28 protein-coding genes and 1 other RNA gene are annotated in these 26,667 nt (G+C 69.4%); 19 read left to right on the forward strand and 10 right to left on the reverse strand.

Features of this window, described 5'->3' with window-relative positions; all coding sequences use genetic code 11:
• Nucleotides 1-168: 168 nt before the first annotated feature.
• Nucleotides 169-1,701, forward strand: a complete 1,533-nt coding sequence (locus tag ASE12_RS00355; RefSeq protein ID WP_056395455.1) for a mononucleotidyl cyclase — start codon at nt 169-171, stop codon at nt 1,699-1,701.
• A gap of 9 nt (nt 1,702-1,710) precedes the next feature.
• On the opposite strand, the gene gap is transcribed toward ASE12_RS00355, so the two are convergent.
• Nucleotides 1,711-2,718 carry a type I glyceraldehyde-3-phosphate dehydrogenase gene (gene gap, locus ASE12_RS00360; RefSeq protein ID WP_056395458.1) on the reverse strand — a complete coding sequence of 336 codons (1,008 nt, stop codon included), beginning with the start codon at nt 2,716-2,718 and terminating at the stop codon, nt 1,711-1,713.
• A 2-nt stretch (nt 2,719-2,720) separates the two neighbouring features.
• On the reverse strand, nt 2,721-3,314 hold the full coding sequence (locus ASE12_RS00365) for a TetR/AcrR family transcriptional regulator (protein ID WP_056395460.1): 594 nt from the start codon (nt 3,312-3,314) through the stop codon (nt 2,721-2,723).
• Between the two features lie 74 nt (nt 3,315-3,388).
• Between ASE12_RS00365 and ASE12_RS00370 the strand changes: the two genes are divergently transcribed.
• The 10 genes from ASE12_RS00370 (at nt 3,389) to ASE12_RS00415 (ending at nt 15,164) form a co-directional block, all read left to right on the forward strand.
• On the forward strand, nt 3,389-3,604 hold the full coding sequence (locus tag ASE12_RS00370) for a zinc ribbon domain-containing protein (protein WP_056395462.1): 216 nt from the start codon (nt 3,389-3,391) through the stop codon (nt 3,602-3,604).
• A 12-nt stretch (nt 3,605-3,616) separates the two neighbouring features.
• Entirely contained in the window at nt 3,617-4,390 is a 774-nt protein-coding gene (locus ASE12_RS00375) for a putative protein N(5)-glutamine methyltransferase (protein ID WP_056395463.1), read from the forward strand.
• 25 nt (nt 4,391-4,415) lie between these two features.
• Nucleotides 4,416-5,600 carry a hypothetical protein gene (locus tag ASE12_RS00380; protein ID WP_157412759.1) on the forward strand — a complete coding sequence of 395 codons (1,185 nt, stop codon included), beginning with the start codon at nt 4,416-4,418 and terminating at the stop codon, nt 5,598-5,600.
• A gap of 69 nt (nt 5,601-5,669) precedes the next feature.
• Nucleotides 5,670-7,781, forward strand: a complete 2,112-nt coding sequence (locus ASE12_RS00385) for an ATP-dependent DNA helicase RecQ (protein ID WP_056395465.1) — start codon at nt 5,670-5,672, stop codon at nt 7,779-7,781.
• A 143-nt stretch (nt 7,782-7,924) separates the two neighbouring features.
• Nucleotides 7,925-9,103, forward strand: a complete 1,179-nt coding sequence (locus ASE12_RS00390) for an EfeM/EfeO family lipoprotein (protein ID WP_056395466.1) — start codon at nt 7,925-7,927, stop codon at nt 9,101-9,103.
• Nucleotides 9,100-10,335 (forward strand): iron uptake transporter deferrochelatase/peroxidase subunit, encoded by a 1,236-nt coding sequence (gene efeB, locus ASE12_RS00395; protein ID WP_056395467.1) that lies wholly within the window; start codon nt 9,100-9,102, stop codon nt 10,333-10,335. Before ASE12_RS00390 ends, efeB begins: the two co-directional genes overlap by 4 nt.
• A 54-nt stretch (nt 10,336-10,389) precedes the next feature.
• On the forward strand, nt 10,390-12,045 hold the full coding sequence (locus tag ASE12_RS00400; RefSeq protein WP_157412760.1) for a phospholipase C: 1,656 nt from the start codon (nt 10,390-10,392) through the stop codon (nt 12,043-12,045).
• Nucleotides 12,046-12,122: 77 nt separating this feature from the next.
• Nucleotides 12,123-13,244 carry a Nif3-like dinuclear metal center hexameric protein gene (locus ASE12_RS00405; protein ID WP_056395468.1) on the forward strand — a complete coding sequence of 374 codons (1,122 nt, stop codon included), beginning with the start codon at nt 12,123-12,125 and terminating at the stop codon, nt 13,242-13,244.
• Nucleotides 13,245-13,302: 58 nt separating this feature from the next.
• A complete protein-coding gene (locus tag ASE12_RS00410) occupies nt 13,303-14,046 on the forward strand; it encodes a zinc ribbon domain-containing protein (RefSeq protein WP_056395469.1) in 744 nt (247 codons plus the stop codon).
• Nucleotides 14,043-15,164 carry a bifunctional RNase H/acid phosphatase gene (locus tag ASE12_RS00415; protein ID WP_056395470.1) on the forward strand — a complete coding sequence of 374 codons (1,122 nt, stop codon included), beginning with the start codon at nt 14,043-14,045 and terminating at the stop codon, nt 15,162-15,164. Before ASE12_RS00410 ends, ASE12_RS00415 begins: the two co-directional genes overlap by 4 nt.
• A 13-nt stretch (nt 15,165-15,177) precedes the next feature.
• On the opposite strand, the gene ASE12_RS00420 is transcribed toward ASE12_RS00415, so the two are convergent.
• From ASE12_RS00420 to ASE12_RS00430, 3 genes are read right to left on the reverse strand one after another with little or no spacing between them, the layout of a single operon-like run.
• Nucleotides 15,178-15,942: a YaaA family protein gene (locus ASE12_RS00420; RefSeq protein ID WP_056395471.1), complete on the reverse strand. Its 765-nt coding sequence runs from the start codon at nt 15,940-15,942 to the stop codon at nt 15,178-15,180.
• Nucleotides 15,943-15,959: 17 nt separating this feature from the next.
• Complete coding sequence (locus ASE12_RS00425) at nt 15,960-17,024, reverse strand: SLC13 family permease (RefSeq protein WP_056395474.1); 1,065 nt, start codon at nt 17,022-17,024, stop codon at nt 15,960-15,962.
• 10 nt (nt 17,025-17,034) lie between these two features.
• Nucleotides 17,035-17,586 carry a TMEM165/GDT1 family protein gene (locus tag ASE12_RS00430; protein WP_056395478.1) on the reverse strand — a complete coding sequence of 184 codons (552 nt, stop codon included), beginning with the start codon at nt 17,584-17,586 and terminating at the stop codon, nt 17,035-17,037.
• Nucleotides 17,587-17,829: 243 nt separating this feature from the next.
• Between ASE12_RS00430 and rnpB the strand changes: the two genes are divergently transcribed.
• The 3 genes from rnpB to ASE12_RS00440 all read left to right on the forward strand — a co-directional run bounded on the left by rnpB (nt 17,830) and on the right by ASE12_RS00440 (nt 19,335).
• An RNA gene (gene rnpB, locus ASE12_RS19610) (RNase P RNA component class A) lies at nt 17,830-18,227 on the forward strand.
• A 34-nt stretch (nt 18,228-18,261) separates the two neighbouring features.
• Nucleotides 18,262-18,753, forward strand: coding sequence for a hypothetical protein (locus ASE12_RS00435; RefSeq protein WP_056395480.1), 492 nt, complete (start codon nt 18,262-18,264; stop codon nt 18,751-18,753).
• Between the two features lie 81 nt (nt 18,754-18,834).
• On the forward strand, nt 18,835-19,335 hold the full coding sequence (locus ASE12_RS00440; protein ID WP_056395481.1) for a DUF2510 domain-containing protein: 501 nt from the start codon (nt 18,835-18,837) through the stop codon (nt 19,333-19,335).
• Between the two features lie 12 nt (nt 19,336-19,347).
• On the opposite strand, the gene ASE12_RS00445 is transcribed toward ASE12_RS00440, so the two are convergent.
• On the reverse strand, nt 19,348-19,587 hold the full coding sequence (locus ASE12_RS00445; RefSeq protein ID WP_157412761.1) for a hypothetical protein: 240 nt from the start codon (nt 19,585-19,587) through the stop codon (nt 19,348-19,350).
• 169 nt (nt 19,588-19,756) lie between these two features.
• Between ASE12_RS00445 and ASE12_RS00450 the strand changes: the two genes are divergently transcribed.
• On the forward strand, nt 19,757-20,593 hold the full coding sequence (locus ASE12_RS00450) for an aldo/keto reductase (RefSeq protein ID WP_056395485.1): 837 nt from the start codon (nt 19,757-19,759) through the stop codon (nt 20,591-20,593).
• 4 nt (nt 20,594-20,597) lie between these two features.
• On the opposite strand, the gene map is transcribed toward ASE12_RS00450, so the two are convergent.
• Nucleotides 20,598-21,446 carry a type I methionyl aminopeptidase gene (gene map, locus ASE12_RS00455; RefSeq protein WP_056395489.1) on the reverse strand — a complete coding sequence of 283 codons (849 nt, stop codon included), beginning with the start codon at nt 21,444-21,446 and terminating at the stop codon, nt 20,598-20,600.
• Between the two features lie 51 nt (nt 21,447-21,497).
• Here map and ASE12_RS00460 point away from each other — a divergent pair, with 51 nt between their 5' ends.
• Both ASE12_RS00460 and ASE12_RS00465 read left to right on the forward strand, forming a co-directional pair.
• Nucleotides 21,498-21,695 (forward strand): hypothetical protein, encoded by a 198-nt coding sequence (locus tag ASE12_RS00460; RefSeq protein WP_056395493.1) that lies wholly within the window; start codon nt 21,498-21,500, stop codon nt 21,693-21,695.
• Complete coding sequence (locus ASE12_RS00465; protein WP_056395496.1) at nt 21,692-21,964, forward strand: hypothetical protein; 273 nt, start codon at nt 21,692-21,694, stop codon at nt 21,962-21,964. The genes ASE12_RS00460 and ASE12_RS00465 overlap by 4 nt, the downstream gene beginning before the upstream one ends.
• Here the strand turns inward: ASE12_RS00465 and ASE12_RS00470 are convergent.
• From ASE12_RS00470 to ASE12_RS00480, 3 genes are all read right to left on the reverse strand, one after another.
• The gene (locus tag ASE12_RS00470) at nt 21,961-22,878 is read right to left on the reverse strand and encodes an aminoglycoside phosphotransferase family protein (RefSeq protein ID WP_056395497.1); all 918 of its coding nucleotides are present in this window, start codon (nt 22,876-22,878) and stop codon (nt 21,961-21,963) included. The two genes, ASE12_RS00465 and ASE12_RS00470, sit on opposite strands and share 4 nt — an antisense overlap.
• Nucleotides 22,879-22,882: 4 nt before the next feature.
• Nucleotides 22,883-23,767: a 3-methyl-2-oxobutanoate hydroxymethyltransferase gene (gene panB, locus ASE12_RS00475; RefSeq protein WP_056395498.1), complete on the reverse strand. Its 885-nt coding sequence runs from the start codon at nt 23,765-23,767 to the stop codon at nt 22,883-22,885.
• A 92-nt stretch (nt 23,768-23,859) separates the two neighbouring features.
• Entirely contained in the window at nt 23,860-25,602 is a 1,743-nt protein-coding gene (locus ASE12_RS00480; protein ID WP_235508951.1) for an NAD+ synthase, read from the reverse strand.
• A 137-nt stretch (nt 25,603-25,739) separates the two neighbouring features.
• On the opposite strand from ASE12_RS00480, the gene ASE12_RS00485 reads away from it, so the two are divergent.
• Both ASE12_RS00485 and ASE12_RS00490 read left to right on the forward strand, forming a co-directional pair.
• Nucleotides 25,740-26,345, forward strand: a complete 606-nt coding sequence (locus ASE12_RS00485; RefSeq protein WP_056395506.1) for a hypothetical protein — start codon at nt 25,740-25,742, stop codon at nt 26,343-26,345.
• A complete protein-coding gene (locus tag ASE12_RS00490) occupies nt 26,332-26,655 on the forward strand; it encodes a transcriptional regulator (RefSeq protein WP_056395509.1) in 324 nt (107 codons plus the stop codon). The genes ASE12_RS00485 and ASE12_RS00490 overlap by 14 nt, the downstream gene beginning before the upstream one ends.
• Nucleotides 26,656-26,667 lie beyond the last annotated feature (12 nt).

A 26,667-nucleotide genomic window follows, 5' to 3' on the forward strand; every position in this document is an offset into this window, starting at 1 on the left:
GAATTTCGGGTACGGCACGAGAACCCCTTGGGTGGGCCCCCGCTGCGAGCGCAGCGAGCAGTAGGGGATCGAGTCCCTCTTCGCCCACATTCGCCGTGACCCCGACTAGTCTTTGCTCGGGGTCGCGGCAGTTCCGCCCGCCACCGACGTGAGCCGAACGGAGTCTGCGTGGCAAGCGTGTACCGGCGTGGCAACGACTGGCTCGTGGGTTCGCCGGAGCAGCCGTTCACCCGGCTGCGCGCCCGCGTCCAGGTCCTGCTGACGATCCTGCTGATCCTGACCAACGTCATCGGTGCCGGCATCGTGTTCGGCCTGACGTTCCTCATCACCCCGGGCGAGGGACCGTCGACGGCCTATCTGACGGCGTTGGCGATCGCGGTCCCGGCGTACGTCGTCGGTGCCGTGGTGATCGGCGCCAGCACCGTCACCGTGAGCGCGTTGCGGGCCCTGCGCTGGGCCCTCGAGGAGCGCGAGCCGACCGACGCCGAGCGGCGTACGGCCCTGCGCCTGCCGCTGCGGCTGACCCTGATCCAGTCGCTGCTGTGGTTCGGCGGCGTCATCGTCTTCGGCACCCTCGCGATCGTCATCCAGCCGGGCGCCGCCGTGAGTGCGTTCTTCGCCGTCGGCATCGCGGGAGTGGTGGTGAGCGCGATCGCGTACCTGGTGACGGAGTTCGCGCTGCGGCCGGTCGCGGCACGGGCCCTCGCCGGGCGGTCGACGACGGACCGGCTCGGTGCCGGCGTGCAGCGCCGCATGATCGTGTTCTGGAGCCTCGGCACGGGTGCACCGGTCCTCGGGCTGGTCGTTGCTGCCTTCATCGCCCTCACGATCGACGACCCGAGCGTGGCGCGCCTGTCGTGGGTGGTGGCGGGCCTCGCCGTCGTGATCCTGGTCTTCGGTCTGCTCGTCACGGTGCTGAACGCCCGCGCGGTCGTCGGCCCGATCAAGGCGGTCCAGGCGGCGTTGACCAGGGTCGGCGAGGGCAACTTCGACGTCGAGGTGCGCGTCGACGACGGGACCGAGCTGGGCCTGCTGCAGTCGGGGTTCAACGAGATGGTGCAGGGTCTGCGGGAGCGGGAGCGGATCCGGGACCTGTTCGGCCGTCACGTCGGTCAGTCCGTGGCGCAGGCCGCCACAGTGGGCGACGTCGAGCTGGGCGGCGAGACCCGGATCGTCTCGGTCCTCATGATCGACCTCGTCGGCTCGACGACATACGCCGAGAACCGGCCACCCAGCGAGGTCGTCGACATGCTCAACCGGTTCTTCGCGGTCGTCATCGAGGAGGTCGACCGCCGCAACGGGTTGGTCAACAAGTTCATGGGCGATGCCGTGCTCGCGATCTTCGGCGCGCCCGTCGACCTCGACGACCACGCCACGGCAGCGCTGGCGTCTGCGCGCGTGATCGCGCATCGCCTCGCGGAGGAGATGCCCGAGATCGGCGCCGGCATCGGGGTGTCGACGGGGCAGGCGGTCGCGGGCAACGTGGGCCACAGCTCGCGCTTCGAGTACACCGTGATCGGCGACGCGGTCAACGCGGCTGCGCGCCTCACCGAGCTGGCGAAGGACGTCGAGGGGCGCGTGCTGGTGTCGTCGGCCAGCGTGTCCGCCGCCAGCCCCGAGGAGCAGAGGCACTGGGTCGACCACCAGAGCCTTGTCCTGCGGGGCCGCGACGAAGCGACGGAGACCTCACGACTGGCATGAGGTGCCCGGTCAGCTGACGGCGGTGCCGATGCGCTCGGAGAACTCGACCAGGCGGTTCGAGAAGCCCCACTCGTTGTCGTACCAGCCGAGCACCTTGACCTGCCTGCCGACGGCCTCGGTCAGCGGCGCGTCGAAGATCGACGAGTGCGGGTTGCCCACGATGTCCGAAGACACAAGGGGAGCCTCCGAGTACTGCAGGTAGCGCTGTAACGGTTGCGAGTCGGCGGCCTCGCGGAACGCTGCGTTGACCTCGTCGACGCTGGCGGCTTGCTTGAGGACGACCGTGAAGTCGGTGATCGAGCCGACCGGAACCGGCACGCGCAGCGAGGCTCCCGTGAGGAGCCCGTCGAGCTCGGGGATGATCTTGCCGATCGTGCTCGCCGCGCCCGACGACGTCGGGATGATCGAGAGCGCCGCGGCGCGGGCCCGGCGCAGGTCCGAGTGCGGAGCGTCGTGCAGCCTCTGGTCACCTGTGTAGGCGTGGATCGTCGTCATGAGCCCGGACTCGATGCCGAACGAGTCGTTGAGCACCTTGGCCAACGGTGCCAGTGAGTTCGTCGTGCACGAGCCGTTGGAGAACACGTCGTACGTGTCGGGGTCGAGCGTGTCGTCGTTGACGCCCAGGACGAACGTCGGGACGTCGCCCTTGGCCGGAGCGGAGACGATGACCTTCTTCGCGCCACCCTTGAGGTGTGCGGCTGCCGTGTCGCCGTCGGTGTAGCGGCCGGTCGACTCGATCACGATGTCGGCGCCCACGTCGCCCCACGAGATCGCGGCCGGATCCGGCTCGGCGAACACCGTGATGCGCTTGTCGCCGAGGAGGATCGCGCCGTCCTCGACCGCGACGCCGTCGAGGTGGCCGGAGACGGAGTCCCACTCCAGCAGGGTCGCCAGCGTACGGGCGTCGGTGAGGTCGTTGACGGCGACGATCTCGATGTCTGCGTCGTTTGCGAGGGCGGCGCGCAGGTAGCTGCGGCCGATCCGCCCGAACCCGTTGATGCCGATACGTACGGTCATGGTCACGTTCTCCTTGGTGTCGTGGTCTTGCGGGTCGATGGCGCTGCTGCACGCAGCAGGTCGAGGGCGCCGGCGCACGCGTCCTCGAAGGGAGCCGCGTCCTGTTGGGCGATCGCGAGCACGTAGCCGCCCTGGATCACGGCCATGAGGGTGTGCGCGAGACGCTCGGGATCGAGGCTGTCGGGCAGCTGGCCGGTGGCGATCGCCTCGCGGAGCGCGCCCGCCCAGCTGACCTGCGCCCGGGCGAACGCGCGTGCCACGGGGGCGAGCAGGACCGGGTCCTCGCGGACCTGCGGGTCCTGGGTCATGCGGCCGACCTTGCAGCCCTTGAGGGCTTGCCGCGGCCGGGTCAGGTAGGCCTCGATGCGAGCCATCGGGTCACCCGGACCGTCCAGGTCGGACGTTGCGGGGAGGGCGTCCGCAACGTTGCGCTCGAGGGCGGCGAGCGCGAGATCTCGTTTGGTGGGGAAGTGGTGATACATGCTGCCCTGGCCGACGCCGGACCGCTGGCGTACGTCACGGGGGCTCGTGTCGGCATAGCCGCGTTCCCACAACAGGTCGCTCATGGTCTCGACCAGCAGGTCTCGGGAGCTCATGTGAGCAGTCTATACATACCAGTAGGTACAGAACCCGATCAGGGCGTGAGCGCGCTTCGTGAAACGATGTCGCCATGAGCCAAGACGGACGCGGCGTGCTGGTCTTCGACAAGCCCCTGGTGTGCCAGGTGTGCGGCAACGACCGCTTCCTGCAGCGCGAGATCAAGATGCAGACGACGGGCATGACGTTCTTCGACCTCGACTTCCTCAACGAGTCGTCCGACGGCGTGGTCTGCGATCGCTGCGGCTACGTCCACATGTTCGCGGCCCGCGTCCACGAGTGGCAGTGAGCCGCAGGGTCGATGCCTGACGTCGGCGACATCGCCTCCCGGCTCCGCGCCTCCGGCAGCGTGTTCGCCGAGGACGAAGCGGCGCTGCTCGTTGCGGAGGCGCGCACGCCCGACGAGCTCGAGTCGATGATCGGGCAGCGCGTCGCCGGGCTGCCGCTCGAGGTCATCGTCGGCTGGGCCGAGTTCTGCGGTCGGCGGATCGTCGTCGAACCCGGGGTCTTTGTGCCGCGCAGGCGCACGGAGGTGGTGGTTCGCGAAGCGGTCGCCGCCGGGCGTACGGGCGCGGTGGTGCTCGACCTGTGCTGCGGCACGGGTGCGGTCGGAGCTGCGATCCACGCGGCCCTCGGTGGCGTCGAGCTGTATGCGTCGGACGTCGAGCCCGCCGCCGTACGGTGTGCGTGTCGCAACCTTGAGCCGCTCGGTGGCCTGGTGTTCGAAGGAGACCTGTACGAGACGCTGCCGGCGTCGCTGCGCGGGCGCGTCGACCTGCTCGTCGTGAACGCCCCGTACGTACCGTCGGATGCCATCGCGCTGATGCCGCCGGAGGCCCGCGAGCACGAGCCCCACGTGACGCTCGACGGGGGAGCGGACGGCGTCGACATCCAGCGACGGGTCGCTGCCGGCGCCGCGGAATGGCTGGCGCCTGGCGGGCACATGTTGATCGAGACGAGCGTGGCACAGGCGCCCCTGACGGTCGACGCGTTCCGTGAGGGCGGATTGACCCCTGAGGTGCGGCGCGCCGACGACGTCGACGGAACTGTCGTGATCGGCGGACACGCACGCTGAATCAGTGTCACCATGCGTCATGCGAGTGCGAGAGCTTGTCATCGGCGCCGTTGTGGTGGCCTGCCTGGCCGCGTGCACGTCCGGCTCCGACGAGCCGGCGAAGCCGAAGCCGACCAAGGCCGCCGTCCGTACGATCGATCCTTCGAAGGCCACGACGATGACGCTCGGTGAGGACCTCAAGATTGTCGCCCAGCTGCCGAACAGGTTCGGGCAGCAAGAGGCCTCGTTCGACGGATTCACTGCCGACGGCAAGCTCGTGGGGAGCGTGTCGCTGCCGGAGGACCCGTCAACCGGTGGGATCGGCGGCTTCTCGCACCAGGCGTATCCGGTGCTCTATGACGTGGCGACGAAGGAGTTCACGGTCCTGGACTCCCGCAAGCGCGAGACGAACACGCAGATATGGACTGTCGTCAGCTCGGGCGACTTCGTGGTGTGGCTGGAGTCTCCGGAGACCACGGCCAGCAGCTCCAGGATCGCGATCCACTCGTACGACCGGCGCAGCAAGAAGGTGGTGCAGCTGTTCAGTGCGGACGACCCCAAGGGCGTGATGAACGGCGGCGCTGATCTCGTTGTCAGAGGAGGAACTGCGTACTTCAGCAGGTTCGCCTGCTGCCGGAAGAGGGACCGGGGGAACGCCGCGGTGTACTCGGTGCCGATCGACGGTTCGTCACCGGCCAGGGTGCTGGTCAAGGGCGGGAAGTGGGTGGCGCTCGCGGGGGACTTCCTGACGTACGAGGTCAAGGACAAGCCATTCACCCGCGACCTCGAGATCGGCGAGACGAAGCCGGCGCCGGTCAGCCCACGTACGAAGGACCCAGGCTTCTGCGGAGCAGAGTTCACCGCGTCATTCGAGACCATGTGCGTGGGCAGCCCTTCCAACGACGAGATGGAGGGCGTGGTGGACCCGGAGCTCACCATCACGGAGAGGTCGGGGAGGACGACCCGCTTCAAGCCGTTCCCGACGACCTCGTCGAACTACCCGGTTCCCCACCATGTGGTTCCCATCGGGCCATGGACCGGTGTCACGTTGACCAGTGACGGTGGCGACGATCGTGTGTTCCTCGTCGACCTGGAGTCGAAGGTGATGAGGGCGTTCCCCAAGGGCACGTCGTTCGATGCGATGAACGACGACGAGACTCAGGCGCTGTTGGTCATCCGGGGCTCGAAGTCGTGGAAGCAGTTCATCGTGCAGATCCCACCGGTGAGCTGACGCGGTTCCTGTCCACAGCCTCACGGCCGCAGCGCGACGCTGTCGGCATCGGCTGACACAGTGGGGGTCATGCCTTCGACGACGAGCACCGAGCTGGACGCCACCACCGCGCTGCGCAAGCTGACCGGGCGCGACGACGCGGTCTTCCACGACGGGCAGCTCGAGGCGATCCAGGCGCTCGTCGACGACCGACGTCGGGCGCTCGTCGTGCAACGGACCGGCTGGGGCAAGTCAGCGGTCTACTTCATCGCCACGCTGTTGCTGCGACAGCGGGGCGCTGGCCCGACGCTGCTCGTCTCACCCTTGCTGGCGCTGATGCGCGACCAGGTCGCCGCCGCCGCGCGGGCGGGCGTACGGGCCGTCGCGATCAACTCGGCAAACCCGCACGAGTGGGAGGACACGCAGGCCAAGCTCGCCGCGGACGAGGTCGACGTCCTGCTCGTGTCGCCGGAGCGGCTCAACAACCCGCGGTTCCGCGACGAGCAGCTGCCGGCGTTGATCGACCGCATGGGCATGCTCGTGGTCGACGAGGCGCACTGCATCTCCGACTGGGGCCACGACTTCCGCCCCGACTATCGACGCCTCGCGGAGCTGATCGGCCGGCTGCCGGCCGACCTCCCGGTCCTCGCGACGACCGCGACGGCCAACGCCCGCGTCGTGACCGACGTCGCCGAGCAGCTCGGATCCGTCGACCAGGTCACCACGATCCGCGGCTCCCTCGCCCGTACGTCCTTGCGACTCGGCGTGCTCGAGCTCACCGGCTCCCGCGACCGCCTCGGCTGGCTGCTGAGCCACCTCGCCGAGCTGCCGGGCAGCGGCATCATCTACACCCTGACCGTCTCGGCCGCCGAGGACACCGCCCGGCTGCTGCGCGAGGGTGGGCACGCCGTGCGCGCCTACACGGGTCGCACCGACCCGGAGCAGCGCGAGGAGCTCGAACGTCAGCTCAAGGGCAACGAGCTCAAGGCTCTCGTCGCCACGAGCGCCCTCGGCATGGGGTTCGACAAGCCTGACCTCGGCTTCGTCATCCACCTCGGCGCGCCGTCGTCCCCCGTGGCCTACTACCAGCAGGTCGGCCGTGCGGGTCGCGCCACCGACAACGCCGACGTCCTGCTGCTGCCCGGACGCGAGGACGCCGAGATCTGGCACTACTTCGCCACCTCGTCGATGCCGAGCGAGGAGCGTGCCGCTGCGGTGATCGGCGAGCTCAGCGACACGCCGTTGTCGACGCCTGCGCTCGAGGCGCTCGTCAACATCCGGCGCACGCCGCTGGAGCTGCTGCTCAAGGTGCTCGACGTCGACGGTGCTGTGCGCCGGGTGCAGGGCGGATGGGTCGCGACGGGCCAGCCGTGGACGTACGACCGGGAGCGCTACGAGCGGATCGCCGAGGCGCGTGCGGCCGAGCAGAAGTCGATGATCGACTACGAGCGCGCGTCGACGTGTCGCATGGAGATCCTGCAGCGCGACCTCGACGACCCCACGGCTGCGCCGTGCGGGCGGTGCGACAACTGCACCGAGCCATGGTTCCCGACCGACGTCGCCGACGATGCTGCCCGCGTGGCGTCCAGCACCCTCGACAAGGTCGGTGTCGAGATCGAGCCGCGTGCCCAGTGGCCGACCGGCGCCACGCGTCTGGGCGTCGAGGCCAAGGGCAAGATCGCCGAGGACGAACGCTTCGAGCCCGGCCGCGCAGTCGCCCGCCTGACCGACCTCGGCTGGGGTGGCGTGCTGCGTGAGCTGTTCTCGCCGGGCGTCGACGATGCGCCGGTCACCGACGAGCTGCTCGGCGCCTGCGTCAGGGTGCTCAAGGACTGGGGCTGGGCGCAGCGGCCCGCAGCTGTCGTGAGCATGCCGTCGAGATCCCATCCCCAGCTCGTCGATTCCTTGGCCAGGGGCATCGCGCGGATCGGCAGGCTCGAGGACCTCGGCTCCCTCGATCAGGTCGGTGAGGGGTCCCGCGGCGGCCCGGGCGGCAACAGCGCCTACCGGTTGGCCGACGTGTGGGGCACGTTCGGGGTGAGCGAGCGCCTCGCCCAAGGACTGGCAGCGCTGGGCGGCCAGCCGGTGCTCCTGGTCGACGACCGCATCGACAGCCGCTGGTCGATGACCGTGGCCGCGCGTGAGCTGCGCCGGCACGGTGCCGGGTCCGTGCTCCCGCTGGCCCTGGCGGTCGTTGCCTGAACGATCGGCGCGCCAGATGACCGGCGCATGAACGCTCGCCGAAGGGTCGGCGAGAACCCCGGTTCTGGCTTGGAAGCCGTTGTTTCATCCTGCAACCTTCTTGTGGCAACCAGCCATGAGCTCTCGGACAGGACGACATCAGGATGCGGTCGATCAACTCTCGCAACGGTGCTCTGGCGGGGATTCTCGGAGCAGCTCTCGCCCTGACGGCGTGTGGGGGACCGGGCGAGACGGCCAAGCCGTCAACGGCCCTTCGTGTCTCGGCAGGCGTCGACGACTGCGGCAAGGGCTGGAGCTCGTCCGACGGTGGTCGTCAGACGTTCGAGATCCACAACACGACGATCGCCGGCGAGGAGGTCCACCTCGAGAACGCGGCGACGGGTGCCCTGTACCTCGACGTCGAGAGCCTTGGCGCCGATGCCCGCCAGTCCGCCACCGTCACGCTCGGCAACGGCACCTACCGATTCGTGTGCCTGCCGGCCGACGGCGAGCCGGCGTTGGGGCCCAAGGTCACGATCTCCGGCTCGAGCCACGTCGCTGACGTGACACCCGCGCTGAAGCCGGTGACCCGCAACGAGCTGATCCCGGCCCTCAAGACGTACCAGGCATGGGTGCGGGGCCGGCTGCCCGTGCTGCAGAGCCAGGTACGGGCGCTCGAGTCGGACGTCAAGGCAGGTGACCTCGCCTCGGCCAGGACCAGCTGGCTCGCCGCGCACCAGACGTACGAGACGCTCGGCGCCGCCTACGGCGCGTTCGGCGACCTCGACGCGGCGATCAACGGGCTGCCCGCGCCCGGCACGACGGCTCTGCAGGACGATCACCTCGAGGGCTTCCATCGCATCGAGGCACTGCTCTACGGCGGCGCGGCGGCCGGCTCGATCGCCCCGCACGTCGCCCGGCTGGCACACGCGGTCGCGGACCTGCGTACGGCGTTCGTGAGCGGCCGGGTCGATCCGGTCGACATCGGGCTCCGGTCGCACGAGATCCTCGAGAACGCGCTCGAGCTCGAGCTCACCGGCCGCACCGACGCCGGGAGCCACACCGCACTGGCCACCGTCGATGCCAACCTCACCGGCACGCGCGAGGCTTTGGCCCCGCTCCGGACGATCCTCGCGTCGCGCTATCCCGACCTGGCGGCGACCGAGCGGGCCCTCGACACCTCCCAGCATCTGGTCCGTACGTTCAAGCGCACCGACGGCGAGTGGGCCCCGCTCTCGGCGCTGACCCGCAGCCAGCGGCAGAAGGTCAACGCCCAGATCGACGCGACGCTCGAGCTGCTCGCTCCGGTGGCCGCGATCTGCGACCCGAGGCGGACCGCGTGAAGCGCGGCACCGAGGTCCATGGTCTGAGCCGCCGCAACCTCCTGGGCGGGGCGGCAGCCGGAGCAGTCGCCGTGGCAGCGGGCTCGGCGCTCGTGCCCCGCTCGGCCGGTGCGGCGACCGACACCGCGTCACACCGGTACGCCTTCGAGGGCGTGCACCAGCGCGGCATCCTCACCCCACCGCAGGCGCAGGCGTCGTACGTCGCGCTCGACGTGACGGCGTCCTCCAAGGCAGAGCTCGCCGACCTGTTCCGCACGATCACTTCGACGGCCCGAGCGCTGACGACGGGTGGCACACCGCCGGACAGCGGACTCGCGACACCGCCGTCGGACTCCGGGATGCTGGGGCCGGTGGTCCCGGCCGACGGCCTGACGGTCACGACGTCGGTCGGCGCCTCGCTGTTCGACGACCGCTTCGGCCTGGCCGCCGACAAGCCTGCGCGTCTGCGCCGCATGGAGGACTTCCCCAACGACGACCTCGACCGTGCGGTCTGCGACGGCGACCTGCTGCTGCAGATCTGCGGACACCACCAGGACACGACGCTGCACGCACTGCGCGAGATCACGCGGGCCACCCGCGGGGCGATGCAGGTGCGCTGGCGGCGCGACGGCTTCCACTCCCCGCCGCGGCCGGCCGGCTCGTCCCGCAATCTCATGGGCTTCCGCGACGGCACGGCCAACCCGACGACCGCGGACGCGTCGCTGATGGACCAACTGGTCTGGACCCGGTCGGGGGGCGACGAGCCCGACTGGGTCGACGGCGGCAGCTATCACGTGGTCCGCCAGATCCGGATGCTCGTGGAGTTCTGGGACCGCATCTCGATCCGCGAGCAGGAGAACATCTTCGGTCGTCGGCGCGACAGCGGTGCGCCGCTGACCGGCTCCAAGGAGCACGACGTGCCCGACTACGCCGCCGACCCCTCCGGCGAGGTGATCCAGATGGACGCGCACATCCGGCTGGCCAACCCCCACACGGCGCAGGCGAAGAAGCAGCAGATCCTGCGTCGCGGCTACAACTACGACGGCGGCACGGACGCCAACGGCAACCTCGACATGGGCTTGATCTTCACGTGCTTCAACGCCGACCTCGAGAAGCAGTTCGTCGCGATCCAGAAGCGCCTCGCCGACGAGCCACTCGTCGACTATGTCTCGCCGTTCGGGGGCGGCTACTTCTTCGCCCTCCCCGGCGTCCGGGATCACCAGGACTGGCTGGGCCGGCGACTGCTCGCCTGAGCCGTCGCCCCAGCCACCGGCAACACCAACCCCCGAGAAGATGAGGAACGAAACATGGTGACAAGGACCAAGCGTCTGCGCCAGGGCGCGATGGCGCTCATGGCGGCAGCCGGTCTCGTGGCCGGCGGCATGCAGCTGTCTGCTGCGAGCGCCCATACGCGCGTGGCACACCAGAGCGGGCGTACGTCCCGCACCAAGACCCCCATCAAGCACCTGGTGGTCCTGTTCGACGAGAACGTGTCGTACGACCACTACTTCGGCACCTACCCCAAGGCCGCCAACACCGACGGCGTGACGTTCCACGCCGGGACCAAGACGCCCAAGAACAACAACCTCGTGTCGTCGAACGCGCTGACGGACAACCCCAACGCGTACGCGCCGAGCCGGCTCACCCATGAGCAGAACGCGACCTGCAGCCAGAACCACAACTACACGCCGGAGCAGAAGGCCGTGAACGGCGGCGCGATGGACAAGTTCGTCGAGTCCACCAGCGTCGACACCTGCACGGGTCTCTACGGCAGCCCCGGCCTCGCGATGGACTACTTCGACGGCAACACCGTCACCGGGCTGTGGAACTACGCGCAGAACTACGCGATGAGCGACAACAACTGGGACACGACCTTCGGCCCGTCCACCCCGGGTGCGCTCAACCTCGTGTCGGGCCAGACCCACGGCGGCACGGCGTACGACCCCAAGACCGGCGCGGTCCTGACCGGATCCACGGCCGTCGCGAGCCCGAACGCGAGCGGGGTCGGCACCGTCATCGGCGACCCCGACCCGGTGTACGACGACTGCTCCGACAACGACCACACGGCGACCTCCGCCCTGGTCGGCATGTCCGGCAAGAACATCGGCGACCGGCTCAACGAGAAGAAGGTCACCTGGGGCTGGTTCCAGGGCGGCTTCACCCCGTCGACGGCGTGGGACGGAACCGAGGGTGACTACGCGAAGTGCGAGACCACGACGACCAACAGCATCGGGCAGAACGTCCGGGACTACTCGCCGCACCACTCGCCGTTCGAGTACTTCAAGTCGACGTCCAACCCGCACCACCTCGCGCCGACGTCGCTCGCCGAGGTCGGCCACAACGGCCGGGCCAACCACAACTACGACCTCACGTGGTTCGACAAGGCGGTCAAGGCCAACACGTTGCCGGAGGTCTCGTTCGTCAAGGCGCCCGAGGCGCAGGACGGCCACGCGTCGTACTCCAGCCCGCTCGACGAGCAGAAGTTCCTGACCCGCGAGATCAACGCGATCCAGGCGTCCAAGTCGTGGCCGAGCACAGCGATCGTCGTGACGTACGACGACTCGGACGGCTGGTACGACCACGTGGCACCGTCGATCCTCAACGGCTCGGCCGACCCTGCGACGGACCAGGCAGTGTGCACGACGGCGGCAGCGAAGGCGTCGACGGCTCCCGCCGGCGGGTACGCCGACCGTTGCGGACCAAGCCAGCGGCTGCCGTTCCTGGTCATCTCGCCCTACGCGAAGCGCAACTACGTCTCGCACTCCAAGCTCGAGCAGACCTCGGTCTTGCAGTTCATCGAGCAGAACTGGGGAGTCAAGAGCATCGGCGACCACTCGTTCGATGCCCGCGCCAACAACATCACGACGCTGTTCACGTTCGGGCACCCACAGCAGCACAACGTCCTGCTGCGCCCTGACGGCACCGTGAAGTCCTTGAACCACGTCAAGGTCAAGGCCGGCTGACTCGTTCGCACGCCATCTCGCACAACCGCTCATGCGGCTCGTGCGGGGTGGCGTCGTGCGTTCACTACAGTGACGGCATGCCCACACTGCGTGACGTCGTCGGCGTTCTCGACGGCTTGTACGACCCCAGGTGGGCGGACAGCTGGGACGCCGTCGGCACCGTCGCAGGCGACCCCGAGGCCCAGGTCGGCAAGGTGCTGTTCGCTGTCGACCCGGTCCAGGCCGTCGTCGACGAGGCCGTCGCCTGGGGTGCCGATCTCGTGGTCACGCACCACCCGCTGTGGCTCAAGGGAGTCACGAGCGTCGCGGCGACGTCGCCCAAAGGTCGCGTGGTCCACACGCTGATCAGCAACGGCATCGGCCTGCACACGTGTCACACCAACGCCGACAGTCCTGCTCTGGGGGTGTCGGAGTCGATGGCGTTGGCGCTCGGGCTGTCGGACGTACGCCCGTTGGAACCCGACGCCGGCGACCCGACCGACACGTGGATCGTGTTCGTGCCCGAGGCGGACGCCGACCGGGTCGCCGCGGCGATGCACGGAGCGGGCGCCGGACACGTGGGCGACTACGACTCGGCACAGTTCCGGTCGACCGGCACGGGATCCTTCCGGCCGCTCCCCGGCGCGAACCCCGCCATCGGCGAGGTCGGGGCGGTCGAGCACGTTGCGGAGGCGCGCATCGAGATGACGGCCGACCGCCGGCTGCGCGAAGACGTACGTGCGGCCATGCTCGCCACTCACCCGTACGAGGAGGTCGCCTACGACGTGCTCGAGCCGGCTGCCCGCGCGGCGGACTGGGGCAGCGGCCGCATCGGCACCCTCCCCACGGACATGACCTTGGCCGCGTTCGCGTCGCACGTCTCGGACCGGCTGCCGACGCACCACAGTGCCACCCGCGTCGCCGGTGATCCGGACCTTCTCGTCCGGACGGTGGCCCTCTGCGGCGGTTCGGGTGACTTCCTCCTGTCGACGGCGAACGCGTCGGGCGCCGATGTCTACGTCACCTCGGACCTGCGCCACCACCCGGTCAGCGAGCACCTCGAGAACCCCGGTGCGTGCGCCGTCATCGACGTGCCGCACTGGGCCGCCGAGTGGACGTGGCTGCCCGTGGGAGCGCGAGCCCTGAGCGAACGCCTGGCCGGCATCGAGACCAAGGTCTCGACGATCGTGACCGATCCCTGGACGTCCCACGTTTCGTGAGCTGCGCCCGGGTCGAGCGGACCGTGACGGGGAACTCTGAGCCGGTACGGTAGCCCTTGTGAAAGCCGACCCCGCCGCCCAGTCCGCCCTGCTCGACCTGCAGGCCCAGGACTCCGCCCTCGCCCAGCTCCAGCACCGCAAGAACTCACTCCCCGAGCACACCCAGATCGCGGATCTGCAGGCCAAGGCGAACGAGCTCGACGGGGCCCGCATCGAGGCCGACACCGAGGTGTCGGACCTGACCCGGGCGCAGAAGAAGGCCGACGCCGAGGTCGAGCAGGTCAAGACCCGCCGGGCTCGCGACGAGGAGCGGCTCAACTCCGGCGCGATCAGCAACCCCAAGGATCTCGAGAGCCTGCAGCACGAGCTCGTCGCGCTCGAACGCCGCATCTCGACGCTCGAGGACGACGAGCTGGAGGTCATGGAGAAGCTCGAGGAGGCGCAGACCCGGCTGACCGCCCTCGAGTCCGACCTCACCGCCGTCAACGAGGATCTCGCACAGGCGACCGACGCCCGCGACGCGGCGATCGTCGTGCTCGACGAGCAGGCCGCGGCGGCCCAGGCCGACCGCGCGCAGGCGGCACAGGGCGTGCCGGACGACCTGATCGCGCTCTACGACAAGGTGCGGGCCCAGTACGGCGGTCTCGGTGCGGCGGCACTGCGTGCCCGCAAGTGCGAGGGCTGCCGCCTCGAGCTCAACGGCGCGGACCTGCGCGACATCGCGGCCGCGCCTGAGGACGAGGTGCTGCGCTGCCCCGAGTGCGGCCGCATCCTCGTACGTACGCCCGAGTCCGGGCTGTGACCTCGCGGATCATCGTCGAGGCCGACGGCGGCTCGCGGGGCAACCCGGGCCCGTCGTCGTACGGGGCGCTGGTCCGGGACGCCGACACCGGCACGGTCATCGCCCAGAGGGGCGAGACGATCGGCATCGCGACCAACAACGTCGCGGAGTACACCGGCCTCATCGCCGGTCTCGAGCTGGCGCGTGAGCACGCACCCGACGTCGATGACATCGAGGTGCGGATGGACTCCAAGCTGGTCATCGAGCAGATGGCCGGCCGCTGGAAGATCAAGCACGCGAGCATGCAGCCGCTCGCCGAGCACGCCCGTGCCCTGCTGCCGCGCGGCACGGTCACCTGGACCTGGGTGCCCCGCGAGCAGAACACCGCCGCGGATGCGCTCGCCAACGCCGCCCTCGACGACGAGGCAGCCGGCGGCACCGGCACGGTCGGCGAGCCCGCTCGTGCCGGCGAGCCCGCTAGGCAGACCCAGAGCGCTCAGCTCGGTTGGCGCGGCGGTGCACACGGCGAGCCGACCACGATCGTCCTGCTGCGTCACGGCGTCACCCAGGCGACCGAGCGCAAGGTGTTCTCCGGCAGCGGGGGAGCCGATCCCAGCCTGACTCCGACGGGCATCGAGCAGGCCCGGCGGGCTGCCGCATGGCTCAAGCGGCTCGGCGGGGTGGACGCGGTCATCTCGTCGCCGATGCAGCGCACGCGTGAGACCGCGGCCGTCGTGGCCGGCGAGCTCGGCCTGGACGTCGAGCTCGAGGCCGGCCTCGCCGAGACCTCGTTCGGCGAGTGGGACGGCTTCACGTTCGCCGAGATCATGGAGCGCTGGCCGACCGAGCTCGACGCCTGGCTCGCGTCGACGGCGGTGGCGCCGCCCGGGGGCGAGCCGTTCGACACGGTCGCCGAGCGGGTGGCGGCGGCGCGCGACCGGATCCTTGGAACGTACGCCGGCAAGACGGTCGTCGCGGTCACCCACGTCACGCCGATCAAGCTGCTCGTGCGACTCGCGCTCGACGCCCCGATGCAGATGATCTACAAGGTCGAGCTGTCGCCGGCGTCGATCACGACGATCCAGTGGTACCCCGACGGTGTGGCCTCGGTCCGCAACGTCAACGTCGTCCCGGAGTAGTTGGGCGAGGGCGTCAGACCTCGGCGACGACGATGTCGAGCCGCTGACCGTCGCGCTCGACGGTCCAGCCGAGGTCGGCCAGCACGCTCTGCAGCTCCTCGACCGTGCGCGGATCGGCGCCAGACTCCAGCAGGCCGCGGACGATCCGGCCCTTGGTCGCCTTGTTGAAGTGGCTGACGACCTTGCGCGCACCGCCGTGCTCGTGCAGCACCCGCATCGTCGCGGTGCGCTCGGCCAGCTCCGCGGGCGGCTTGCCGAGGGCGGTGTACGTCCCGGAGCGCAGGTCGACCAGCAGTCCGTCGCCGGCCAGGTCGCGCATGACGCGGGGGAGCGGCGTACGCCAACGGCCCGCCACGGTGCCGAGTCGCGGCAGGGTCACGTTGCCCGACAGGCGGTAGGCCGGGATGAGGTCGTCGGGGCGCAGCAGGCCGAACAGCGCGCTGGAGATCGCGAGAGACGCGTCGGCGCGCTTGCGTGACGACTCGTCGAGGCTCGGCAGGTCGAGCTCGGAGAACAGCACGCCGGTGTAGATCTCGTCGGCGCGCGCGGTGGGCTCGTCCGGCAGCACCGCGTTGACGGCGATCGCGTCGGCCTGTGTCGTGCCGAGGCCCAGGACCTCCATGGCCCGTTTCGGGTTGCCATTGCAGAGCTTCACGAGCGTACGGAGGAGCTGTGCGCGCACGGGCGTGAGACGGCCGAAGGACAGTGCCTCGAGGTCGAGGGGCGCTCCGGCTTCCGGGCGGGTCTTGCCTTCGGAAGGCGGCAGCAGGATCAGCACGGACCGACCCTACAGAGTCACCAGATGAGCGAGGTCCACGCCCAGAGCACCACGGTGCAGAGAGCGACCAGAGCGGGCGTGGTCGCGAGGCCCAGGAGGTGGAACTCACGCACAGTCGAGAGGGCCCGGCCGCCGGACTGGCGCCACAGCAGGTTGGCCAACGACCCGATCATCGTCAGGTTGGCGCCGACGTTGACGCCGATGAGCAGGGCAAGGATTGCGAGCGACCCGGCCGAGTCGGCGGCGGGCAGGAGCAGCAGAGTGGCCGGCAGGTTGTTGATGAGGTTGGCCGCCACCATCGCCACCAGCGCCGTGACCAGCAATGCTCCGAGGCCCGTGCCGGCCGGCATCGCGTCCGTGAACCATTCGCCGACGGCGGTCGTGCCGAGCCAGGACACCACGAGGGCCCAAGCCAGTACGACGACCGCGAGGGGGAGGTTCGCGGCGTGCACGAGGTCCCGCCAGGACGCGGTGCGGCGGACGAGCGCGTAGGCGCCGACCAGCACTGCTCCGGCTGCCGCGGGGATCCACGGCGTCGTGCCGGTCGCGAGCGCGACCAGGACGAGCAGGACGACGATCAGCGGGAAGACCGGGAGGGCATACGGCTCGCCGGTGGGGGTCGCGTACGGCTCACGGGTTTCGGCGCGGAACCACCACCGCAGCACCGCGTACTCGCCCGCCACGGCGACCAGCCACACCGGGAGCATCGCCCAGGTGAACCCCACGAACGTCAGGCCGGTGGCGCCGAACACCAGCAGGTTGGTCAGGTTGGACACCGGCAGCAGGGTCGAGCCCGAGTTGGCCAGCCGCACCGTGGCGTACGCGTGAGAGCGGTGCGCGCTGGCGGCGATGAGGATCGGGGTCAGCAGCACCACGGTCGCGTCGAGGCTGAGGACGGCCGTGACCGCGGCGGCGAGGCCGACGCTCCAGGCGAGCAGCCGGACGCTCGACCCGCCGGCGGACCTCGACACCCGGTCGCCAAGCACGTCGAACAGGCGCTCGTCGGCGCACGCCTGCGCCAGGACCATGATCGCGACCAGGAAGCCGACGATCTCCGCCAGCGAGCCCAGGTCGTGTGTCACCCGGAGGAGGCTAGCCGACCAGCATCCACACCCCGACACCGGCGAACAACAGCGCCGAGACGAGGTGGACCGCCTTGATCGGCAGGACCTGCAGGAGGGCTCGCCCGACGAACACGGCGAGCACGATCGAGACCAGCATGCCGATCGTGCTGCCGATCCAGATCAGCACCCAGTGATACTGCGTCGACAGCGTCATGGTCGCCAGCATCGTCTTGTCGCCGAGCTCCGAGAGCACGAAGGCAACGCCGACGACGAAGATCGCCGCGCCGCCCTTCGCCGGCGGCTTCGGCTCCTCTCCGGCGGCGAGATGGCGCAGCGTCAGCGCCGCGAACACGAGGAACAGCACGCCACCGGCAACGCGTACGGCGTGCTGGGGCAGTGCGTCACCGATCGCGTTGCCGACCAGGGCGGAGACCAGGTTGGTGAGGGCACAGGCGATGCCGGCACCGATGATCACGGTGCGCGCCCGGTAGCGGGTCGCGAACGTCATCGACATCAGCTGGCTCTTGTCGCCGAGCTCGGCGATGAACACCAACGCCGCACTCAGCAGGACCGCGTACATGAAGAAAGCTCCTCGTCCACCTGGACGAAGAGCCGGGATGACAAGCCTTCGACCAGGCATTGCCAATGACAAATTCCGGTCGAAAGTCTCGTCCGCCACTGTGAGGTGGCCTGCTGCACCGGAACCCACAGTTTCGTGGAGTCAGTATGTCGACACAGCCGTTGGGGACTACTCCCTTTCGTGTCCCCAGTCTAGCGGACGGCGCCGCGACACCTCGGCGGGCGGTAGGCTTGCGGACGCGAATGAGTCGGCCGGGCGGCCGCGGCACCCTTGCGGTGTCGAGGAAAGTCCGGACTCCGCAGAGCGACGGTGGTGGCTAACGGCCACCCACGGCGACGTGCGGGACAGTGCCACAGAAATCAAACCGCCAACGGCCCTTCGGGGAACGGGTAAGGGTGAAACGGTGAGGTAAGAGCTCACCAGCGCTCCGGGTGACCGGGGCGGCTAGGTAAACCCCACCGGGAGCAAGACCAAGAGGACGCCACGCCGTTTCGGCGACGTGGAGTCTGCGCTGACGGGCTGCTCGTCCTATGTCAGCGGGTAGGTCGCACGAGGCGCCCAGCAATGGGCGTCCCAGATGGATGGTCGCCCGGGCCACCTCGGTGGCCCGACAGGATCCGGCTTACAGGCCGGCTCATTCGCCCCGCGACCCCTGCGCCCCGATATCCTGACAGCATGTCCACCGATGAGGTCGTCACGGCCAAGCAGGCGTCGATCGCCGGCCGCTTCGCGCGGACCTATCTCCGCGTGTGTGCCGTTGCCTGCTGGTTGTTCATCCTGTTCTGGCCGGCGAGGTTGGTGTTCGGCCAGGTCGAGCAGTCGTGGTGGCTCGCCACGCTGACCATCCTCGGCTTCGTCGTCCTCATGGGCCTGCTGGGTCTGGTCCTGTGGTTCGAGGCCGCCAGCGCGGCGGCCGACACCGAACGACTGCTGCGCGACGGGCGGGACGCAGTCGCCGAGATCCTCGACGTCGAGGTGACGGATCCGGGCGACGGTTCGGCCGACGTCGCCCGCATGCAGCTGCGCATCAGCGGCGACGACGTCCCAGAGTTCCAGGCGGTCTGCAAGGAGACGCACGACAAGGCGTACGTCGTCGGTGCGAGGTTCAACGCCGTCGTCGACCCCTCGGACAACCTCTTCACGCTGCGACCGCTCAAGCGACGCTGAGCGACCTCGAGGAATGCCCCGGAGGCGCCCGGGGTACGGACTGGTGCAATCGTGTACCTCCGAAGGTGGAAGGGGATCCACATGACGGAGCAGACCACGTCGCCCGCGGGGTGGTATCCGGACGACTCCGGGCGCCTGCAGTGGTGGGACGGCTCGCGGTGGACCGGTGCGTACGCCGACGAGCAACCGCGGCCCATCGCCAACAAGCGCAACCATCTGCTGGGCGGGATGCTCGGACTGCTCGTGACGCTTGGCCTCGCCTTGGCCGAGCTCGCCTGGCTCGGTCGTGCCGATCGCCTCGCGGGCTTCCTCGGCGGGATGATCGGTCCGCTGCTGGGCTGCGCCGTGGGGCTCACGATCGGGCTCAACCGCAAGCGACGCAAGCAGCCCAAGCAACGGCCGCTGTGGTGGCACACGCTGTTCAGCGCCGTGGTGTCGTTCGGCTGGATGGTGCTGGTGCCGACCATGGCTGGCGGGCTGGACAGCGATGTCGTGGTGCCGGCGATCGTGCTCGGCGCGGTCGGGACGGTGGCCCTGGTCGGCGCCACCAAGATCATGACGCCGGAGATCATCCGGGACTGACCGCGACGGCGGTCAGCCGGCGTCGGCGAGGTGCAGCGAGTGCTGGATCGCGAGGGCGTCGAACTGCCACGTGATCTCGCGGACGATGTCGACGATGTCGGGGTCCTCGGTCTGGATCGTGACGACGAGGTGACGGTTGTTGTTCCACCCGGGAGCGTCGATCGTGATGTCGGGGATGGCGCCCAATGCGGTCGACACAGTGGCGAATGCCTCGTCGCTGCTCATCTGCATGTTGAGTACGACTCGATGCACGTCCGACCTCCCTGTCTGGGCCCCCACATCAAGAACGACGAGGGCAGCCGGAAGTTAGGCGTGGGCAGCATCACGTCCCGCGTAGGCTGGTGGAGGCTGCGCCGGCGAGCCTCGCAGAGGCCCTCGGCCGGCCCCGAATCCGTCCACGACCTTCCAGGAGTTCTGCTTCATGAGCACTGTGCCCGCGATTGCCCTGAACAACGGTGTGTCCATCCCTCAGCTGGGATTCGGCGTCTACCAGGTGCCGCCCAAGGACACCAAGGACGCGACGCTGACGGCCCTCGAGGTCGGCTACCGGCACATCGACACCGCGGAGATGTATCGCAACGAGCGGGGTGTCGGTGAGGCTGTTCGGGAGTCCGGCCTCGACCGGTCCGAGGTGTTCGTCACGAGCAAGCTCAACAACGGGTTCCACGCGCACGACGACGCCATCGCGGCGTTCGAGGAGTCCCTCGATGTGCTGGGCTTCGACTACCTCGACCTGTTCTTGATCCACTGGCCGCTGCCGGGCATCGACATCGACTTCGTCGAGACCTGGAAGGCGCTCGAGGAGGTCTATCGCGACGGCCGGGCCAAGGCGATCGGCGTCTCCAACTTCCAGGCCAACCACATCCGTCGCCTCGTCCAGGAGACCGAGATCGTCCCCGCGGTCAACCAGATCGAGGTGCACCCCTACCTGACCAATGACGACGTGCGCGCGGTCAACGCCGAGCACGGCATCGCGACCGAGGCGTGGTCGCCGATCGCTCAGGGGCTCGTGCTGGACGACCCGGTCATCACGGGGATCGCTGCTGCGCACGGCAAGACGCCGGCGCAGGTCGTCCTTCGCTGGCACGTGCAGCGCGGCGACATCGTGTTCCCGAAGTCGGTCACCCGCAGCCGCGTCGAGGAGAACTTCGACCTGTTCGACTTCGAGCTGTCCGACTCCGACCTGGGCCTCATCACGGCACTCAACAAGGATCAGCGCACGGGGCCGAACCCGGACGAGTTCAACTGGATCCCCTGAGCGGTCAGGGCAGGGTCAGGATCTCCGCGCCGTCGGCGGTGACCAGCAGCGTGTGCTCGAACTGGGCCGTGCGCGACTTGTCCTGGGTCGTCGCGGTCCAGCCGTCGTCCCACAGGTCCCACTCGACGGACCCGAGCGTCAGCATCGGCTCGATCGTGAACGTCATGCCCTTCTCGATCACGGTGTCGTAGGACGGTTCGTCGTAGTGCGGGATGACGAGCCCGTCGTGGAACGCCGGCCCCACGCCGTGGCCCGTGAAGTCGCGGACCACGCCGTAGCCGAACCGCTTGGCGTACGACTCGATGACGCGGCCGATGACGTTGACCTCGCGGCCGGGCTTGACGGCGCGGATGGCTCGCATCGTGGCCTCGTGCGTACGTTCGACGAGCAGCCGTGACTCCTGGTCGACATCGCCCACGAGGTAGGTCTTGCTGTTGTCGCCGTGGACCCCGTCGACGTACGCCGTGATGTCGATGTTGACGATGTCGCCGTCCGCGAGTGGACGGTCGTCGGGGATGCCGTGGCAGATGACCTCGTTGACGCTGCTGCACAGCGACTTGGGGTAGCCGCGATAACCGAGCGTCGACGGGTAGGCGCCGTGCTCGACCAGGAACTCGTGGCCGATGCGGTCGAGCTCGTCGGTCGTGACGCCGGGGGCGATCGCAGCCTCGACCGCGTCGAGGGCCTGGGCCGCGATCCGGCCGGCGACCCGCATGGCCGCAATGGTCTCGGCGTCGCGCACCAACGGGCCTCGGTAGGGCAGGGGCGCGATCTGGCCGACGTACTCGGGACGCTCGATCGACGCAGGAACCGCACGCTCGGCAGACAGGCGGCCGGCAGTCAGGACAGTCACCCGCCGAGTCTAGAGAACGCACGCGAACGCCTGTTGGGGCAGGATGGAGGCATGAGCGACGGCAAGTTCTACTACTGCACCAAGCACAACACGGTCGAGGGCGAGGACGGCTGCCGTGCGGCCGATCGCCTCGGCCCGTACGACACGGCCGAGGAGGCCTCGCACGCCTACGAGATCGCGGCGGAGCGCACGAAGAACTGGGACAACGACCCCGACTGGAACGACGACGCCGAGCAGCCGAAGGAGTGAGCCGCCGCAGGCTCCAGCTCGACCGCTCCGGTCCGTGGATAGCGGTCGTCGGGCTCTGCATGGTGCTGTGGTGCTCGGTCTCGACCGGTCTCTTCGCGCCGTGGTGGGGCGTCGTGATCGCGTTCGCGCTGCTCGTCCCGCAGATCTGGCTCGTGGCGAGATGGGCTCGCACGCATCCCCGGCGCACGATCGTCGTCCCGATCGTGGGGCTCCTCGTCTGGGCCGGTTATGCCTGGTTCGGCGCCAAGGTGTGGGGCTGGAGTCCCTAGGAGCGTTCGTGCTCCGTGAAGATCTCGTCGAGAACGCGTTTGGCATCGGCTGCCCCGACGGGGTCAGCGTCCCGTCGGTGCTGCGCGTACGTGATGAGGGCCTTCCACAGGGCCCAGCCGCGTCCGCGCGCCCACATGGCATCGTCGACGCCGAGCGTATGGCGGAAGGCCGCTCGGCTCTCGTCGTCCAGCAGCGTCCACGCGATCACCACGTCGCAGGCCGGGTCGCCGACGCCTGACGTGCCGAAGTCGATGACCCCCGACAGCACGCCGTCCGTGACCAGCAGGTTGCCGGTCGCCACGTCGCCGTGGAACCAGACCGGCACGCCCGACCACTCGGCCTGCAGCGCCTCGTCGAGGATGCGGTGCGCCGCGCGACCCGGGATCACGTCGCCGAGCTCCGTGATCGCGTCACGGGCCTCGCTCTCGTACGTGTCGAGCGGTCCGCCGCGGAAGAAGTTGTGTCGACCGGGTCCGGGACCGTCTGTGGCGTCCGCCCGTTGCAGCGCTGCGAGGAAGCCGGCGAGATCTGTGGCGAACGTCGTCAGGCTGCCGATCCTGTCCCGGCGCGCCGGCCGGCCGTCGATCCAGCGATAGACCGACCAGGCGTACGGATAGCCCTCGCCGGGCCGGCCCTGCGCGACCGGTGCCGGGATCGGCAGTGGCAGCTGCGGGGCGAGCTCGGGCAGCCAGCGCTGCTCCTTCTCGACCTGCAACGCGTACCAGGGCCCGGTCGGCAGGCGGATCGACATCTCGTCGCCGAGCCGGAACGTCCGGTTGTCCCACCCGGGCAGGTCGACCGGCCGGACCGGCAGGTCGACCCACTGCGGGAACTGGGTGCGTACGAGCCGCTCGGCCAGCGCGACGTCGAGGCTGTCGCGGTCGACCGGCGGTCCGCCCGAGGTGCCGAGCACGCAGTCAGCTCTCGAACGAGTGCTCAGCTGCGGGGAACGCGCCGTTGGCCACGTCGTCGGCGTACGCCTTGGCGGCCTCGAGCATGACGCCGTGCAGGTCGGCGTAGCGCTTGACGAACCTGGGTGCCTTGCCCGTGCGCAGGCCCATCATGTCCTGCCACACCAGCACCTGGGCATCACAGTCGATGCCGGCACCGATGCCGACGGTCGGGATGCGCAGCGCCTTGGTGACCTCGGCGGCGACCGGCGCCGGGACCATCTCCATGACGACCGCGAAGGCGCCGGCCTCCTCGAGCGCCTTGGCCTCGGCGATGAGCTGCTCGGCGGCGTCGCCGCGGCCCTGCACGCGATAGCCGCCGAGGTTGTGCTCGGCCTGAGGTGTGAAGCCGATGTGCGCCATGACGGGGATGCCGGCGTCGGTGAGCAGCTTGACCTGCGGCACCATCGCCAGCCCGCCCTCGAGCTTGACCGCGTGCGCGTTCGCCTCCTTCATGAAGCGGACAGCTGTGTCGAAGGCCTGCTCGGGGGAGCGCTGGTAGGACCCGAACGGCAGGTCGGCGACGATCAGCGCACGGGTCGTCGAGCGGGTGACCGCGCGGACGAGGGGGATGAGCTCGTCGACCGTCACCGGCAGCGAGGTCTCGTTGGCGAACACGTTGTTGCTCGCGGAGTCACCGACGAGCATCACGGGGATGCCGGCCTCGTCGAACGTCGCTGCGGCGTACTGGTCGTACGCCGTGAGCATCGCCCACTTCTCGCCGCGCTCCTTCATCTGCAGGAGATGGTGGGTGCGGATCTTGCGGATCTGGGTGCTTCCGGCCTGGGCAGCGGGTGCTGCGGCGGGTCCGGAGCCGTAGGGCGCGGTCTCTTCAGGGGTGGCGTCAGCCATGGTGATTCTCCTTGTCGTCTCGCAGCTCCTTGCGGAGTCCACGGATGTCTCCAGCGTGCCAGAATCCGGGTGAGAAGGAGACGTGAGACTCGTTACAGCTTCTCGCGCCAGCGGTGGGTGATCGGCACGCGGCGATCGCGGCCGAAGTTGCGGCGCGACACCTTGGGGCCCGGCGGGTACTGCCGGCGCTTGTACTCCGCGCGGTCGACCAACGTGATGACCCGCTCGACCAAGGCGGGGTCGAAGCCCTCGGCGATGACGTCGGCGGACCCGAGATCCCGCTCGACGTACGCATCGAGGACCGCGTCGAGCAGGTCGTAGGGCGGCAGCGAGTCCGAGTCGTACTGGCCCGGTCGCAGCTCGGCCGAGGGCTGCTTGGTGATCGTGTCCTCGGGGATCGGCGGGGTCTCACCGCGCTCGGAGGCGGCCTGGTTGCGCCACTTCGCGAGCTCCCAGACCAACGTCTTGGGCACGTCCTTGATCGGGGCGTACGCGCCGACGGCGTCGCCGTAGATCGTGGAGTAGCCGGTCGCGAGCTCCGACTTGTTGCCGCAGGCCAGCACCAGGTGGCCGTGCTGGTTGGACAGGCCCATCCAGATGACGGCGCGGATGCGGGCCTGCAGGTTCTCCTCGGCGAGCCCGTCGAGGTGCAGGGCGTCCTGATAGGCGTCGAAGATCGGTGCGATCGGGACGGTGTCGAGCGTCAGGCCCGTCCTGCGGGCCTGCTCGGCGGCGTCCGACTTGGAGTGCTCGCTCGACCAGGCGCTGGGGTTCGAGACGCCGAAGACGTTCTCGGGCCCGAGCGCGTCGACGGCGATCGCGGCGACGAGGGTGGAGTCGATGCCGCCGGACATGCCGAACAGGACGGACTGGAACCCGTTCTTGCGCACGTAGTCGCGCAGCCCGACCACGAGGGCGGTCCAGATCTCCTCGAGGCGCGGCATGCGCTCGTTGGTCACCGTCGGCAGCGGCTCGTACGCCTCGAACGGATCGGAGCTGACGATCGTACGTTTGATGGCGAGGCCGCCGAAGCGCTCGTCGGCGTCGGGCATGGCCGGGGTCGCGGCGGGCAGGTCGAGGTCGACCACGAGCAGCTCGGGCTCGAACTGACCGGAGCGGCCGAGCACCGTGCCGGAGGCGTCCACCACGATCGAGTCGCCGTCGAAGACCAGCTCGTCCTGGCCACCGACGAGGTTGACGTACGCCAGCACACACTCGCCCTCGGCGGCGCGGCGGGCGCAGAGCTCCAGGCGTACGTCGTCCTTGTCGGCTTCGTAGGGCGAGCCGTTGGGCACGACGAGCAGCGCCGCGTCGGCCGCCTTGGCCGCAGCGGACGGACCGTCGCGCCAGAGGTCCTCGCAGATCGCGAGCGCGACGTCGACACCGCCGATCTGGACGATGTTGATCGTGTCACCGGCGACGAAGTTGCGGATCTCGTCGCCGACGCCGTAGTTCCAGAGGTGGTGCTTGGCCTGGCGCGCGACGATCTCGCCGCCGTGCATGACCGCGACGGAGTTGGTGGGGGCGTTCTTGGGGATGCCGACCTGCTCGGTCACGTGCTGCGCCTGGTCGAGGAAGCCGACCATCGCGACGAGATCGCCGCAGCCCTCGTCCTTCAGGCGTACGGCGAGGTCCTCGGCGGCGGCACGCGACGCCTTGATGAGAGAGGCCCGCATCGCGAGATCCTCGATCGGGTAGCCCGTCAGCATCATCTCCGGGAACACCACGAGGTGGACGCCCCGGGAGACGGCCTCCTTGCAGTAGTCGACGACGAGGTCGGCATTGGCGGCCAGATCGCCGACCGTGGCGTTGACCTGGGCAAGGGCGAGACGCATCTGGGGCACGGGATCAGCCTATCCGTGGCCTCGGGACGAGCGCGCGGTGACGGGACCCCAGGTTTGCCGCACAGACTGGTTTGACATCGCGGGAGAGCGGGTCTAGGTTTGCAGCACAAACCAGTCTGGAGATTGACATGGACCGCAAGGGCATCGAGACAGCAGTGGCCGAGAACGCTCAGTTCCGAGGCCTGTTCGGCGTGGTGGGCGGCCTTCTGGCGATCCTCGCTGCGCTCGGCAACACCTCGTGGGGGCCGCTCCGGCACAACTGGGTGTTCGTCGTCGGAGTGATCGTGCTGGCCGGCCTGACGTGGCCGATCCACACCTTCTACACCGACCGTTTCGGGCGGGCGACACCGTCGATGAAGCACCGGGTGCGGGTCGCCGTGGTCGTGCTGGTCGCGATTCCGCTGGTCATCCTCGGCTCCTTGTGGTTGTCGAGCCGCGTGTCGTGGTCGCTGGACCTTCCGGTCAACACCACGGCCATCACCCTCGGACTGGTGTTCCTGCTGTCGATCGGTGCCGCGGTGGGACTCCGGGCACATCACGTGGTGATCTACGGCGGGCTCGTGATCGTCGGTGCGCTGCCGGTCTGGGAACGCGGTGGCGAGAGCGGCAACACCGGGCTGTGGCTCGCCGGCGTGGCGATGATCGTCAGCGGACTCCTGGATCATCGGCTCCTGGTACGCCGTTTCGGACCGGCAGCCGAGTCCGGGATCGGGGCCGACCGTGCCGGAGTCTGACGACGGCTTCCTGTTGGACCGGCTGATCCACGAGCCGGGCCGCCTGGCGATCCTGACCGTGCTCTCCTCGGTCGCCGACGCCGACTTCGTGTTCCTGCAGCGGACGACGGGACTCACGAAGGGCAATCTCTCGAGCCACCTGACCAAGCTCGAGGACGCTGGTCTCGTGACGGTCGAGAAGCGCTTCGTCCGCAAGAAGCCCAACACCAACGTCGCACTCACCAAGGACGGTGCCGAGCGGGTCGCGCGGCACTGGGACCAGCTCGAACGGCTGAGGGCGCTGTCCCAGCGCGACGAAACATTGCCGTAACACGTCGTCGTC

The organism is Aeromicrobium sp. Root236, assembly GCF_001428805.1.
Taxonomy (GTDB): Bacteria; Actinomycetota; Actinomycetes; order Propionibacteriales; family Nocardioidaceae; genus Aeromicrobium.

Coding starts and splice junctions, on each gene's coding strand:
- ASE12_RS00485 (WP_056395506.1), top strand. CDS start 25,740: ATGGACCGCAAGGGCATCGAGACAGCAGTGGCCGAGAACGCTCAGTTC.
- ASE12_RS00460 (WP_056395493.1), top strand. CDS start 21,498: ATGAGCGACGGCAAGTTCTACTACTGCACCAAGCACAACACGGTCGAG.
- ASE12_RS00400 (WP_157412760.1), top strand. CDS start 10,390: ATGGTGACAAGGACCAAGCGTCTGCGCCAGGGCGCGATGGCGCTCATG.
- ASE12_RS00440 (WP_056395481.1), top strand. CDS start 18,835: ATGACGGAGCAGACCACGTCGCCCGCGGGGTGGTATCCGGACGACTCC.
- ASE12_RS00365 (WP_056395460.1), bottom strand. CDS start 3,314: ATGAGCTCCCGAGACCTGCTGGTCGAGACCATGAGCGACCTGTTGTGG.
- ASE12_RS00390 (WP_056395466.1), top strand. CDS start 7,925: ATGCGGTCGATCAACTCTCGCAACGGTGCTCTGGCGGGGATTCTCGGA.
- gap (WP_056395458.1), bottom strand. CDS start 2,718: ATGACCGTACGTATCGGCATCAACGGGTTCGGGCGGATCGGCCGCAGC.
- ASE12_RS00405 (WP_056395468.1), top strand. CDS start 12,123: ATGCCCACACTGCGTGACGTCGTCGGCGTTCTCGACGGCTTGTACGAC.
- ASE12_RS00480 (WP_235508951.1), bottom strand. CDS start 25,602: ATGCGTCTCGCCCTTGCCCAGGTCAACGCCACGGTCGGCGATCTGGCC.
- ASE12_RS00375 (WP_056395463.1), top strand. CDS start 3,617: ATGCCTGACGTCGGCGACATCGCCTCCCGGCTCCGCGCCTCCGGCAGC.
- ASE12_RS00370 (WP_056395462.1), top strand. CDS start 3,389: ATGAGCCAAGACGGACGCGGCGTGCTGGTCTTCGACAAGCCCCTGGTG.
- ASE12_RS00450 (WP_056395485.1), top strand. CDS start 19,757: ATGAGCACTGTGCCCGCGATTGCCCTGAACAACGGTGTGTCCATCCCT.
- ASE12_RS00435 (WP_056395480.1), top strand. CDS start 18,262: ATGTCCACCGATGAGGTCGTCACGGCCAAGCAGGCGTCGATCGCCGGC.
- ASE12_RS00385 (WP_056395465.1), top strand. CDS start 5,670: ATGCCTTCGACGACGAGCACCGAGCTGGACGCCACCACCGCGCTGCGC.
- ASE12_RS00430 (WP_056395478.1), bottom strand. CDS start 17,586: ATGTACGCGGTCCTGCTGAGTGCGGCGTTGGTGTTCATCGCCGAGCTC.
- panB (WP_056395498.1), bottom strand. CDS start 23,767: ATGGCTGACGCCACCCCTGAAGAGACCGCGCCCTACGGCTCCGGACCC.